Annotated in this window: 7 protein-coding genes and 8 pseudogenes; 2 read left to right on the top strand and 13 right to left on the bottom strand. The window is 71.7% G+C overall.

Features of this window, described 5'->3' with window-relative positions:
- Positions 1 to 167: 167 nt before the first annotated feature.
- The 6 genes and pseudogenes from DEJ15_RS18165 to DEJ15_RS08010 form a co-directional block, all read right to left on the bottom strand.
- Positions 168 to 425 (bottom strand): annotated as a pseudogene (locus DEJ15_RS18165) (SseB family protein); the annotation flags it as partial.
- A gap of 228 nt (positions 426 to 653) precedes the next feature.
- A pseudogene (priA, locus tag DEJ15_RS08030) lies at positions 654 to 1402 on the bottom strand (bifunctional 1-(5-phosphoribosyl)-5-((5-phosphoribosylamino)methylideneamino)imidazole-4-carboxamide isomerase/phosphoribosylanthranilate isomerase PriA).
- Between the two features lie 21 nt (positions 1403 to 1423).
- Entirely contained in the window at positions 1424 to 2062 is a 639-nt protein-coding gene (gene hisH / locus DEJ15_RS08025) for an imidazole glycerol phosphate synthase subunit HisH (RefSeq protein ID WP_110823892.1), read from the bottom strand.
- Positions 2059 to 2663 (bottom strand): annotated as a pseudogene (gene hisB / locus DEJ15_RS08020) (imidazoleglycerol-phosphate dehydratase HisB). The gene hisH and the pseudogene hisB overlap by 4 nt, the downstream one beginning before the upstream one ends.
- Positions 2660 to 3766, bottom strand: a complete 1107-nt coding sequence (locus DEJ15_RS08015; RefSeq protein WP_110823890.1) for a histidinol-phosphate transaminase — start codon at positions 3764 to 3766, stop codon at positions 2660 to 2662. Before DEJ15_RS08015 ends, hisB begins: the two are co-directional and overlap by 4 nt.
- Before the next feature lie 95 nt (positions 3767 to 3861).
- A complete protein-coding gene (locus DEJ15_RS08010; RefSeq protein WP_110824028.1) occupies positions 3862 to 4224 on the bottom strand; it encodes a LysM peptidoglycan-binding domain-containing protein in 363 nt (120 codons plus the stop codon).
- A 258-nt stretch (positions 4225 to 4482) separates the two neighbouring features.
- On the opposite strand from DEJ15_RS08010, the pseudogene lexA reads away from it, so the two are divergent.
- Positions 4483 to 5128, top strand: a pseudogene (lexA, locus tag DEJ15_RS08005) (transcriptional repressor LexA).
- Between the two features lie 142 nt (positions 5129 to 5270).
- Here the strand turns inward: lexA and hflX are convergent.
- Positions 5271 to 6815, bottom strand: a complete 1545-nt coding sequence (gene hflX / locus DEJ15_RS08000) for a GTPase HflX (protein WP_110824027.1) — start codon at positions 6813 to 6815, stop codon at positions 5271 to 5273.
- Positions 6816 to 6876: 61 nt separating this feature from the next.
- Between hflX and DEJ15_RS07995 the strand changes: the two are divergent.
- Positions 6877 to 7489: pseudogene (locus DEJ15_RS07995) on the top strand (class I SAM-dependent methyltransferase).
- Positions 7490 to 7631: 142 nt separating this feature from the next.
- On the opposite strand, the pseudogene dapF reads toward DEJ15_RS07995, so the two are convergent.
- The 6 genes and pseudogenes from dapF to recA form a co-directional block, all read right to left on the bottom strand.
- A pseudogene (gene dapF / locus DEJ15_RS07990) lies at positions 7632 to 8507 on the bottom strand (diaminopimelate epimerase); the annotation flags it as partial.
- Positions 8504 to 8662, bottom strand: coding sequence for a hypothetical protein (locus tag DEJ15_RS07985; RefSeq protein ID WP_284176109.1), 159 nt, complete (start codon positions 8660 to 8662; stop codon positions 8504 to 8506). The pseudogene dapF and the gene DEJ15_RS07985, both read right to left, overlap by 4 nt.
- Before the next feature lie 85 nt (positions 8663 to 8747).
- Positions 8748 to 9422, bottom strand: a pseudogene (gene miaA / locus DEJ15_RS07980) (tRNA (adenosine(37)-N6)-dimethylallyltransferase MiaA); the annotation flags it as partial.
- Positions 9423 to 9555: 133 nt separating this feature from the next.
- Positions 9556 to 11051 (bottom strand): annotated as a pseudogene (miaB, locus tag DEJ15_RS07975) (tRNA (N6-isopentenyl adenosine(37)-C2)-methylthiotransferase MiaB).
- Between the two features lie 63 nt (positions 11052 to 11114).
- Entirely contained in the window at positions 11115 to 11813 is a 699-nt protein-coding gene (locus DEJ15_RS07970; protein WP_284176107.1) for a regulatory protein RecX, read from the bottom strand.
- Positions 11814 to 12053: 240 nt separating this feature from the next.
- Positions 12054 to 13112 carry a recombinase RecA gene (gene recA, locus DEJ15_RS07965; RefSeq protein ID WP_110823884.1) on the bottom strand — a complete coding sequence of 353 codons (1059 nt, stop codon included), beginning with the start codon at positions 13110 to 13112 and terminating at the stop codon, positions 12054 to 12056.
- Positions 13113 to 13250: the final 138 nt, after the last annotated feature.

The raw sequence follows: 13250 nt of genomic DNA, 5'->3' as shown, positions 1-13250 counted from the left end.
GACAGCTCGACCCGGACCACGGCCGGTTCGGTCTCGATCGTGCCGGCGAAGGCCCGCGCGACCTCGGGGTCCTCGGAGCACGGCGTCCAGGGCAGGTCCTGCCCGAGCGCCCACACCGCGGGCCGCCGCAGGACGAACTCGGTCGCTGCCGTGGGGTCGAGCACGACGAGTTGCGTGTCATCGCTCGCCGCGGCCATCGCCACCCGGCGGGACTCGACCGGGATCGGACGGGCATCGGCGTCCCAGGCGCGCATCGCCTCGACCGAGGTGAAGGCGGGCATGACGGCTCGGCCGTCCGGGCCGGCCACGGTCACGATCGACAGTTCCTGGGTCTTGTCGACGGTGCGCCCGTCCAGGGTCTCCCCGACGTCGCCCGCTTCGGCGACGAGCGGGATGAGCAGACGTGCCGAGCGGAGGGCGTCCACGACGGCGCCGTGCGGGCCTCCCGAGGCGACCGCGGTGATCGCGGCGACGAGGTCCGGGTCGGCCAGCCCGTCGTCCTCGGCGAACGTCGTGTCGTGTGCGTCGAACGTGCGACCGGCCCAGGGGTTCCCCGCGGAGTCGGCGGTGTGGTCGTGCGCCGCGTGCTCCTCGGCGGTCCGGTCGTCGGGTTCCGGACCCGTGCCGCGGCCATTCGAGATCCCCGCCACGGACTACTCCGAGGCGATGTCGAGCGCGGCCGGGAGCGTGAACGCCCCCCGAGTACAGCGCCTTGCCGATGATCGCGCCCTCGAGACCGTGCGGCACGAGTTCGCGGAGCGCACGCAGGTCGTCGAGCGTCGAGATACCGCCCGAGGCCACCACGGGCTGGTCGGTCCGGTCGCACACCTGGCGCAGCAGGTCGACGTTCGGGCCCTGCAGCGTGCCGTCCTTCGTGACGTCGGTGACGACGTACCGGGCGCAGCCGGCGTCCTCGAGCCGGTCGAGCACCTCCCAGAGGTCGCCCGCGTCCTCGGTCCATCCCCGGCTGGCGAGGGTGGTGCCGCGGACGTCGAGCCCCACGGCGATCTGCTCGCCGTACTGCCCGATGACCCGCGCGGCCCAGTCGGGGTTCTCGAGGGCGGCCGTGCCGAGGTTGACCCGGGCGGCACCGGTGGCGAGGGCGGCCTCGAGCGAGGCGTCGTCGCGGATGCCGCCGGAGAGCTCGACGGAGACGCCCTCGACCTCGCGGACGGCGTGCGCGATCACCCTGCGGTTGTCGCCACGACCGAACGCCGCGTCGAGGTCCACGAGGTGGATCCACTCCGCCCCCCTGGTCACGCCAGGTGCGGGCCGCGACGACGGGGTCGCCGTACCCGGTCTCGCTGCCGGCTTCGCCCTGGGTGAGGCGCACGGCCTGACCGTCGACGACGTCGACGGCCGGCAGCAGGACGAGGGGCTGGGTGGTGGAGAGCTCGGTCATGGTCCCGTCGGGATCGGGGGGTCACAGCGACGAGACCCAGTTGCGGAGGAGGCGGATGCCCGGCTCGCCGGACTTCTCCGGGTGGAACTGCGTGGCGCTCAGTGGGCCGTTCTCGACCGCGGCGATGAACCGTTCCCCGTGCTCGGCCCAGGTGAGCTTCGGCGCACGGAACGGCCCGTACGCCTCGAGCGGGAAGTCGGTGACGCCGTAGGAGTGCACGAAGTAGAAGCGCTCGTCGCGGAGGCCGTCGAACAGCACGGAGTCCTCCGGGGCCTCGACCGTGTTCCAGCCCATGTGCGGCAGGACCTCGGCCTCGATCGGTTCGACGACGCCCGGCCACTGCCCGAGGCCCTCGACGTCGGCACCGCGCTCGACGCCGCGCTCGAACAGGACCTGCATGCCGACGCAGATCCCGAGCACGGGGCGCCCACCGGCCAGGCGGTGGTCGACGATCTCGCCGCCGCGCACCCCCTCGAGCTGGTCGACGACCGCGGCGAACGCACCGACACCGGGGACCAGGAGTCCGTCGGCCTTGAGCGCGGCCTGCTTGTCGTTCGAGAGCGTCACGTCGGCGCCGGCGCGCTCGAGCGCCTTCGCGGCGGAGTGGACGTTGCCGGAGCCGTAGTCCAGGACGACGACGTTCGGCCGGGTGGTGCTCACAGCGTGCCCTTCGTGGACGGGATGCCGTCGACGCGCGGGTCGAGTTCGACGGCGCGGCGCATGGCCCGGGCGAAGGCCTTGAACTCGGCCTCCGCGATGTGGTGGGGGGGTCGCGGCCGTCGAGGACGCGGACGTGGACCGTGATGCCGGCGTTCATCGTGATCGCCTCGAACACGTGCCGGACCATGGACCCGGTGAAGTGTCCGCCGATGCGGTGGAACTCGAAGCCGGCGGGCTCTCCGGTGTGGACGAGGTACGGACGACCGGACACGTCGACGACCGCCTGCGCCAGGGCTTCGTCGAGCGGGACGAGGGCGTCGCCGTAGCGGCCGATGCCCGCGCGGTCGCCGAGCGCCTGCCGGAGCGCCTGCCCCAGCACGATGCCGGTGTCCTCGACCGTGTGGTGCACGTCGATGTCCGTGTCGCCGGAGCTCTGCACGCGCAGGTCGATCAGGGAGTGCTTGCTGAACGCCGTCAGCATGTGGTCGAAGAACGGCACGCTCGTCGCGATCTCGGACTTCCCGGTGCCGTCGAGGTCGAGCGACAGGGACACGGTCGACTCGCTCGTCGAGCGGGTGATCTCGGCGGTGCGCGCGGTCATGCTGCAACCCTAACGGGCGGCTGCTCGGCGGCGACCGCGCGCATGGCGTCGAGGAAAGCGGTCGTCTCCTCCGCCGTCCCGGCGCTCACGCGGAGGTGGTTCGGGATGCCGAGGTCGCGCACGATCACGTCGCGCTCGAGCAGCGACTCGAACGCTGCCCGCGGGTCGGCGACCCCGCCGAACAGCACGAAGTTCGACCAGGTCTCGTGCGGCTGGTACCCCATCGCGCGCAGTTCCGTCACCATGCGGTCGCGCTGCCCGCGGATGTCGTCGACCATGCGCAGCATCTCCGGGGCGTGCCGGAGGGCGGCGACGGCCGCGGCCTGGGTCAGGGCGGACAGGTGGTACGGCAAGCGCACGAGGCGGAGCGCGTCGATGACGGCGGGGTCCGCGGCGAGGTAGCCGACCCGGGCGCCGGCGAAGGCGAAGGCCTTGCTCATGGTGCGGGACACGACCAGGCGCTCCCGACCGGGCAGGAGGGTGAGCGCGGTCGGCTGCCCGACGGGCATGAACTCGGCGTACGCCTCGTCGACCATCACGATGCCGTCGGTCGCGTCGTACACGGCCTCGATCGTGGCGAGCTCGAGTGGCGTCCCGGTCGGGTTGTTCGGCCCGCAGAGGAAGACGAGGTCCGGCCGGTGGGCGGTGACCGCGGCCACGGCCGTCTCCGGCGAGATCCGGAATGCATCGTCACGCTCGGCGGGGATCCAAGCGGTGCCGGTCCCCGACGCGATGATCGAGTGCATCGAGTAGGTGGGCGGGAACCCGAGCACGCTCCGCCCCGGGCCACCGAAGGCCTGGAGGAGCTGTTGGATGACCTCGTTCGAGCCGTTCGCCGCCCAGATCGACTCCGGTCCGAGTCCGTGCCCGAGGTACCCGGCGAGTGACTCCCGCAGCTCGGTGAACTCGCGGTCCGGGTAGCGGTTGACGGTCGTCAGCGCTCGGCGGATCGAGGCGACGATGTCCTCCGCGACGTCCTCCGGGACGGGATGCGTGTTCTCGTTGACGTTGAGCTGCACGCGGACGTGCTTCTGCGGGGCGCCGTAGGGGCTCTGCCCGCGCAGGTCGTCTCGGATGGGGAGGTCTTCGAGCGTGGTTGCCACCGATCCATCGTAGGCCGCGTCGCCTCGGGGCTCGCCGCCCGTCCGGACGGTGCCGCGTGATCGGTGGTCGCGCCGGGCGCCCAGCGGTCGGACGGTCAGTTGCCGTACTGGGCCGGGATGGCGATCTCCTGGCCGGCCTGCACACCCGAGCCGTCGAGTGCGTTGAGGCTCACGACGTCCTGGACGAAGTCGCGCGGGTCGGAGTCGGGCGCGGTCTGCTCGGCCAGCTGCCACAGGGTCTCGCCCGGCTGGACCGTGACGGTGTCGAAGTGCACGTCGGCCGCCCGGTCACCGGCAGATGCCTGACCGCCGTTGAGCATCGCGATCCCGACGCAGAACAGCACGGGAAGGGCGGCGAGGGTCGTGAAGACGACCCGCCCGCGGCGGGTGAGACGGAGACGCGTCCGCACTGCGTGTGCTGCGGTGTGCTGCGTGTCCACGATGGCGTTGGTGCTCATGTCGTTGCCTTCCTGCTTGCCGTCGGAGTCCGACCGGTCCGGATGGGCCGACCGAAGCCGTGTACCGAACATACGTTCGATTGGGTGGATGCACAAGTCCCGTGGAGGGATCTGTGGGGGGGGATTTCCTGCGACACGCTCGAACAGGTGTTTGGCCCGGGTGCGCCGACCGGATACTGTTTCGAGCGACTGGAACGAGTCTCGCGGCCACCACCGACATTCCCGCGGACACCGTTCCACCGCGACGAAGGGCGAGACGTGACGGACGAACTGCGCGGACAGAAACCGCTGACCGCGAAGCAGCAGTCGATCCTCGACGCCATCCGCGCGTCGATCGCCAGCCGGGGCTACCCGCCGAGCATGCGCGAGATCGGCGACGCCGCCGGCCTCTCGTCACTCTCGAGCGTCTCGCACCAGCTCGGACAGCTCGAGCTCGGCGGGTGGATCCGTCGTGACCCGAACCGCCCGCGCGCGCTCGAGGTCCTCGTCGACGAGCCGGCGCCCGGCACCGACGGGCCGGACGTGGACGCCACCACCCTCGTGCCGCTGGTCGGGCGCATCGCGGCCGGTGTCCCGATCACCGCGGAGCAGCACGTCGACGAGATCATCCCGCTCCCCCCGTCAGCTGGTCGGGACGGGCGACCTCTTCATGCTCAAGGTCGTGGGCGAGTCGATGATCGACGCCGCGATCTGCGACGGCGACTGGGTGGTCGTCCGTGCACAGCAGACCGCCGAGAACGGTGACGTCGTCGCCGCCATGCTCGACGAGGAAGCGACCGTCAAGGTCTTCCGTCAGCGCGACGGGCACACGTGGCTGCTGCCCCGCAACTCCGCGTTCGAGCCGATCCTCGGCGACGCCGCGACGGTCCTCGGCAAGGTCGTCGCGGTCCTCCGCTCCCTCTGACACCACTCCCCGACACACGACGAGGGCGGCCGCACGCATCGCGAAGGCGGTGCGGGCAGCCGCCCTCGTCCCGGTCCCGCGGGACGCCGGACGGGAGGCGCGGTGCGAGCGTGCACCGCGCCTCCCGTCCGGCGGACCAGCGTCAGACGGACGCGACCGGCGCGACCACGTACGGGTCGAGTTCGGCGACCTCCCGCTGGAAGACCCGCACCCGGAGGCGCGTCCCCTCCGCCACGTAGTCGAGGGACTCGACCGCGCCGGCGTCGTGCAGCTGCGAGACCAGGTCGCCGCGGGAGAACGGCAGGACGACGGTCAGTTCGACGTCGGGCTCCGGCAGGCGAGCCTCGATCGCCGCGAGCAGGTCCGGGATGCCGGCACCGGTCCGCGCCGACACGAAGACGGCGTCCGGCGCGAGCGCCACGAGGGCCATGCGCTGGGTGTCGTCGATCAGGTCGGCCTTGTTGAACACGACGACCTCCGGGATGTCGCGCGCGCCGACGTCGCCGATCACGTCGCGGACGGTCGCGAGCTGCGCCGCCGGGTCCGGGTGGGAGCCGTCCACGACGTGCACGATGACATCCGCGTTCCCGACCTCCTCGAGCGTCGAACGGAACGCCTCGACCAACTGGTGCGGGAGGTTCCGGACGAAGCCCACGGTGTCCGTGAAGGTGAACTCGCGACCCTTCGACGTCTCCGTGCGCCGGACCGTCGAGTCGAGGGTGGCGAACAGCTGGTTCTGCACCAGGACGCCTGCGCTCGTCAGTCGGTTGAGCAGCGAGGACTTGCCGGCGTTCGTGTACCCGGCGATCGCGACGCTCGGGACGTCGTTGCGGTCGCGGTCGGCACGCTTGGCCTCGCGGGCGGGTGTGAAGGACGCGATCTGACGGCGCAACTTCGCCATCCGGGTGTGGATGCGGCGTCGGTCGAGCTCGATCTTCGTCTCACCGGGACCACGGGAGCCCATACCTGCACCGCCGGAGACCTGACCACCGGCCTGTCGGGACATCGATTCACCCCAACCGCGCAGACGCGGCAGCAGGTACTCGAGCTGTGCGAGCTCGACCTGCGCCTTGCCCTCGCGGGTGGTGGCGTGCTGACTGAAGATGTCCAGGATCACGGCCGTCCGGTCGATCACCTTGACCTTCACGACGTCCTCGAGCGCGCGCCGCTGCGAGGGTGCGAGTTCGGTGTCGGCGATGACCGTGTCGGCACCGGTGGCCTTGACCACCGTCGCGAGTTCCTGGGCCTTGCCCTTGCCGAGGTACGTCGCCGGGTCCGGGTTCGGTCGGCGCTGCAGGAGGCCGTCGAGCACCACGGCACCGGCGGTCTCGGCGAGGGCCGACAGTTCGCGGAGGGAGTTCTCGGCGTCGGAGGCGTCGCCCTGCGCGTACACGCCGATGAGGACGACCCGCTCGAGCCGGAGCTGCCGGTACTCGACCTCGGTGACGTCCTCGAGCTCGGTGGAGAGGCCGCCGACGCGGCGCAGCGCCGCACGGTCCTCACGGTCGTACTGTTCGCCGTCGCCGTCCCAGCCCTGCTCGTCCACCGAGCGGGTCTGGATCGCCTGCGCCGGCGCGAAGATGGAGGATGCTGCGCGCCGGTCGGCGTTGCGCAGCACCCGCTCGACGACACCGTCTGCGCTGTCGTCGTGGATGGTCTGTTCGTCCTGCTGATGGGATTCCGTCATGCTGTCCACAGGGTACCTCCGGAGCCCTCTGGACACACGGGGTTCCCGGTACGGTTCTTCCATGGCGAACGACCACTACTTCTCTGCCACTCCGGAGAGCCCGGCGCGGCCGCGGCAGATCCGCGTGACGCTCGCCGGTCGGACGCTCGACCTCACCACCGCCGCCGGCGTCTTCAGCCCGGACGGCATCGACCGCGGCACGAGCGTGCTGCTGCGCACCGTCCCCGCGCCCGCGCCCACCGGGGACCTGCTCGACGTCGGATGCGGGTGGGGTCCGTTGGCGATCACCATGGCGCTGCAGTCCCCCCGACGCCCACGTGTGGGGCGTCGACGTCAACGAGCGCGTCCTCGACCTGGCGCGCACCAACGCCGCCACTGCCGGAGCGGACAACGTGACGGTGGGTCTGCCCGCCGACATCCCGTCCGACGCGACGTTCCGGACGATCTGGTCGAACCCGCCGATCCGGGTCGGCAAGGACGAACTGCACGACATCCTCCGCACGTGGATCCCCCGGCTCGCCGTCGGCGGGGACGCCTGGCTCGTGGTGTCGAAGGACCTCGGCGGGGACTCCCTGCAGCGCTGGTTGCAGCAGACGCTGGCGGAGGGCTTCACCGTCACGCGGGCGACGACCGACAAGGGCTTCCGCGTCATCCGGGTGCACCGGACGGCGTGACCGGGGCCGGGTGAGGCCTGCCCGGCCCAGCTCAGCTCGGGCGGGCCCGGATCAGCTCGGGCGGGCCCGGCCCAGCTCGGACGGACCCAGACCAGCTCGGACGGACCCAGACGGGCTCAGGCCGCCTCAGACCGCGAGGTCCCCCCGAGAAGACGAGTTCCGCCGGACCGGCGAGCGAGACGTGCTCGCCGTCCTCCGCGGCGAACATGCGCACGGTGAGCACGCCGCCCGGAACGCGGACGCGCCAGGTGTCGGGCGCTGCCGAGCCCGCCCAGTACCGGGTCGCGAGGGCCGCGGCGATCGCACCCGTCCCGCACGACAGCGTCTCGCCACTCCCACGCTCGTGCACGCGCATCGTGATCTCGCCGACACCGTCCGTGACGAGTGGGTCGCCGGGGAGCACGAACTCGACGTTCGCGCCCGAAGCGGGAGCCGGGTCGAGCACCGGCACGTAGGTCAGGTCGATGCCGGCGAGCTCCTCCTCGCTGGCGACCGCCACGACGACGTGCGGGTTGCCCACGTCGATGCCGAGGCCGGGCCGTGCGCGGTCGAGCTCCTTCGCGCGGACGAGGACGTCGTCCGACCCGCCACCGTCGATGCCGAGACGCCACCGGCCGAGGTCGGCAGCGAAGCCCGTCGACGACCGTTGGATGTCGACGAGGCCCTTCCGGCTGCCCACGGTCAGGGTCTGTCCCGGGGCGAGGTCGACGAGTCCCGCCTCGGTCAGGTACCGGGCGAAGACGCGGATCCCGTTGCCACACATCTCGGCCACCGAGCCGTCGGCGTTGTGGTAGTCCATGAACCAGGTGGCGTCCGGGTCCTCGGCGAGGACCGCTCGGCCCTCGGGGATCGCGTCGGACCGCACCGCCCGGATGACGCCGTCGGCGCCGACGCCGAACCGCCGGTCTGCGATCGCACGGATCCGGTCCGGGGTCAGGTCGACCGTCGCGTCGGGGTCGGCGAACAGGACGAAGTCGTTGCCGGTCCCGTGGCCCTTGGTGAAGTGCAGCTCGGTCACGGGATGATCCTACGGGCCAGTCCCGACAGCTCCGCGGCCCCGGCGCCGGTGACGTCCACCGCGCTCACCCGGGTCGTCCCGGCGTCGGCGTACCGCTTGAACCACGAGACCTGTCGTCGCGCGTACTTGCGCGTCGCGATGCTCGTCGCCTCCACGGCCTGGTCGACCGTCGCCTCCCCCGCGGAGGACCTGGAGTGCCTGCGCGTACCCGATGGCGGCAGGCGCCGTGCGGCCCTGTTCGAGTCCCCGGTCCCGCAGGGTCGCGACCTCGTCCACGAGCCCGGTGGCGAACATGCGCTCGGCCCGGGTGCGGAGGCCCGCCACGAGCTGCTCGCGGTCGCGCCGCAGGTGCAGGACGTGCGCCGGTCGCCACGGGCGCGGCGCGGACGGGAGGCTCGGGGTGACGCGGTCCGACCGGCTCGCGATCTCGACGGCCCGGATCAACCGCCGCGGGTTGCGGGCGTCGATCTCGGCCGCCGCGGCCGGGTCGAGCGCTCGCAGTCGGTCGAGCAGGACGGTCGGCCCGAGCTCCCGGTGCTCCCGCTCGAGCTGCTCGCGGAGCACGGGATCGGTCCCCGGGAAGTCGAGGTCGAACAGCACGGCCGACACGTAGAGGCCGCTGCCGCCGACGAGCACGGCGACACCGCCGTCCGCCGTGATCTCCGTGATCGCCGCGCGGGCGTCACGCTGGTACGCCGCGACGCTCGCCTCGTCCGTGACGTCGAGCACGTCGAGCTGGTGGTGCGGGATCTCGCGACGTCCGGACTCCGGGACCTTCGCGGTGCCGATGTCCATACCGCGGTAGAGCTGCATGGCATCGGCGTTGACGATCTCCGCCCGTCGGCCATGCGCACGGTGCCGTTCGGCGAGGGCCAGGGCGAGCTCGGACTTGCCGGTGCCGGTCGCCCCGACCACCGCGACGACGTCCGCGCCGGCGACCAGGTCGAGTGGTGCGCCCTGGTCGCTCCCGACACCCGGACCGACGCCCGGCCCGGCGGGTCCGTCGATCGCCGCACCGCTCCGGGACCCGGGGTCCGCCGAGCGCCCGTCAGCGTCCGACACGGAGCGTGGGGAGACCGAGCGACACCGGACGTGGTCCGGCACCGGGGACGGCAGGGGTGGGGACGCCGCACGACTCGGCCTGCGCGCGGTCCCACGCGTCGCCCGCTCGGGTGCGGCGGATGCGGAGGGGGGGCGTCCGAATCCGCGATGAGGAAGTGCGGCGCGGCCCGGGTCACCTCGACGGAGACGACGTCGCCGGGTCGTGGCACGTCGGACCGGGCCGGCACCGCGAAGTGCACGAGGCGGGCGTCCTCGGCGCGGCCGGAGAGGCGGTGCGTGCTGTCGTCCTTCTTGCCCTCCCCCCGTGGCCACGAGGACCTCGACGGTGCGCCCGAGCTGTGCGCTGTTCTCCTCTGCGGTGATCCGCTCCTGCAGGGCGATGAGTCGCTCGTACCGCTCCTGCACGACCTCCTTCGGCAGTTGACCGTCCATCGTCGCAGCCGGGGTACCGGGGCGGATCGAGTACTGGAACGTGAAGGCCGTGGCGAACCGGGCCTGCTCGACGACGCGCATGGTGTCCGCGAAGTCCTCGTCCGTCTCGCCCGGGAAGCCGACGATGATGTCGGTCGAGATCGCAGCGTGCGGGATCGCGGCGCGCACCCGGTCGAGGATGCCGAGGAAGCGTTCGCTCCGGTAGCTGCGCCGCATGGCCTTGAGCACCCGGTCCGAGCCGGACTGCAGCGGCATGTGCAGCTGCGGCATGACGTTCGGCGTCTCCGCCATCGCGCTGATGACGTCGTCGGTGAACGCTGCGGGGTGCGGACTGGTGAAGCGCACGCGTTCCAGGCCGTCGATCTGCCCGGTGGCGCGGAGGAGCTTGCCGAACGCCTGACGGTCGCCGAACTCGACGCCGTAGGAGTTGACGTTCTGCCCGAGCAGCGTGACCTCGATCGCACCGTCGTCGACGAGGGCCTGGATCTCGGCGAGCACGTCACCCGGCCGGCGGTCCCGCTCCTTGCCGCGGAGGGACGGCACGATGCAGAACGTGCACGTGTTGTTGCAGCCGACGGAGATCGACACCCAGCCGCTCGAGGTCGACTCCCGCTTGGTCGGCAATGTCGAGGGGAAGACGTCGAGGGACTCGAGGATCTCGAGCTGTGCCTCGTCGTTGTGCCGGGCCCGCTCGAGCAGGGTCGGCAGGGAGCCCATGTTGTGCGTGCCGAACACGACGTCCACCCACGGCGCCTTCTCGAGGATGACGTCCTTGTCCTTCTGCGCCAGGCAGCCGCCGACGGCGATCTGCATGCCGGGGCGCTCGCGCTTGACGGCCGCGAGCCGGCCGAGGTTGCCGTACAGGCGCTTGTCCGCGTTCTCGCGCACGGCGCAGGTGTTGATGACGACGACGTCGGCCTGCTCGTCCTCCGCGGCGACGTACCCGGCGGCTCGGAGCGACCCGCTGAGCCGCTCGGAGTCGTGCACGTTCATCTGGCACCCGTAGGTGCGCACTTCGTAGGTACGCGGGCGCGCGGCGACGGTCTCCATGATCGTCCCAGTGTAGAACCGGGCGCCCCCCCGGAAAGCGGCCGGATCCGGACCGGAGCCGCTCTACTCGAACCGGACGGTGCCGCGGCCTCCGGTCGGCGGACGCCGCGGTCCGTCGAGCGCACGCTCGACCGCGATCCGCACGACACCGCCGTTGTAGCCCTTGCGCATGAGGAACCCGGACAGCCGCCGCTCGGCGGTCGCACGGTCGAGACCACGCATCTGGCCCGCACGCTTCGTGGCGAGCTCGATCGCCCGGATGAACTCGTCGTCCTCGTCGTCCGCGGCCGCGTCGAGTGCTGCGTCGATCGCGGCCTGGTCGATGCCGCGGCGACGGAGGTCCGCCACGATCGCCTGCCGGCCCAGGCCCTTGCGCGAGTGCATCCGGTCCACCAGGTCGGTGGCCAGGGCGACGTCGTCGAGCAGCCCGACGCGGGTGAGCCGTTCGATCTCCTGCTCGATCACGTCGGGGTCGAACGCGTCCTGCTTGCTGAGCATCGCCCGGAGCTCGGACGTGCTCACGCCGCGGCGGCTGAGCGCGCGCATGCTGATGCGCTCGGCGTCGGCGCGCTGCTCGTCGAGCGGCCGCGGGGCGTCCGCCGGGTCCAACTCATCGCCGGTGATCGAGAAGACCGACGCTGTCTGCGCGTCGGCTTCCTCGTCGCCGTACCCGTCCTGCTCAGCGCGAGCACTCCGGCCCGAGCCGTCGCCGACGACCGGGGACAGCCAAGCCGCCTGCGCACCGCGGACGGGCAGCGGCACCGGGGCGTCGGCGTCGGACGGCGGAGCCGCAGGCACACGCTCCCGTCCGGAACCGGCACCGGCACCGGCACCGGCACCCGGATCATCGCTGCCGACATCCGCCCGGCTGGGGGGCGTCCGCTGGAGCCACACCCGCGCCACCAGCGTCGCCGGCACCGGGCCGGGCACCGCCGGAGCGCCGGCGGGACCTCGCACCGAACAGGTCGGTGACCGGCGCGAGGTCCTCGCCGTCGTGGTCGGTCACGCGCCCTTGCGCTCCGCGAGCTTCGGCGCGATCGAGTCGACCGGCGCCGCTTCCTTCGCACCGCCGACGCCGAGCTTGGCGAGGATCTTGCCCTCGATCTCAGCGGCGATCTCGGGGTTCTGGATGAGGAAGGAGCGCGAGTTCTCCTTGCCCTGCCCGAGCTGGTCGCCGTCGTAGGTGTACCAAGCACCGGACTTCTTCACGATCCCGTGGTCGACGCCGAAGTCCAGCAGCGAACCCTCGCGCGAGATGCCCACCCCGTACAGGATGTCGAACTCGGCCTGCTTGAAGGGCGGCGCCATCTTGTTCTTGACGACCTTGACCCGGGTGCGGTTGCCGACGGCGTCCGTCCCGCTCTTCAGCGTCTCGATGCGACGGATGTCGAGGCGGACCGACGCGTAGAACTTGAGCGCCTTACCGCCGGAGGTCGTCTCGGGCGATCCGAAGAACACACCGATCTTCTCGCGCAGCTGGTTGATGAAGATCATCGTGGTCTGCGTCTGGTTCAGCCCACCGGCGAGCTTGCGGAGTGCCTGCGACATGAGGCGGGCCTGCAGACCGACGTGCGAGTCACCCATCTCACCCTCGATCTCCGCGCGGGGCACGAGTGCCGCGACGGAGTCGATGACGATGAGGTCGATGGAACCCGACCGGACGAGCATGTCCGCGATCTCGAGCGCCTGCTCGGCGGTGTCCGGCTGCGAGACGAGCAGCGCGTCGATGTCGACCCCGAGCTTCTTGGCGTACTCCGGGTCGAGCGCGTGCTCGGCGTCGATGAACGCCGCGATGCCGCCGTTGCGCTGCGCGTTCGCGATGGCGTGGATCGTCAGCGTGGTCTTGCCGGAGGACTCCGGCCCGTAGATCTCGATGATGCGTCCGCGCGGGAGCCCACCGATCCCGAGCGCGACGTCCAGCGCGACGGAACCGGTGGGGATGACGGCCACCGGGGCACGCTCATCCGTCCCGAGGCGCATCACGGCACCCTTGCCGAACTGACGGTCGATCTGGGCGAGAGCAGTCTCGAGGGCCTTCTCGCGGTCTACTGGTGATGGCATGGGGTGCTCCTTCGTGCTGATGACGGCCGCCTGTAGGCTGTCGCGTCCGGACCGGCCGATGGTGCAAGGCCACTCGTTCTGCGACAAGGCTTCGGACGTGTTCCGATGTCCTCGAACCTACGGCCGCCCACCGACATC

The sequence above is a fragment of the Curtobacterium sp. MCJR17_043 genome (genome assembly GCF_003224315.2).
GTDB lineage: Bacteria > Actinomycetota > Actinomycetes > Actinomycetales > Microbacteriaceae > Curtobacterium.
This window is presented reverse-complemented; position numbering and strand designations above follow the sequence as displayed.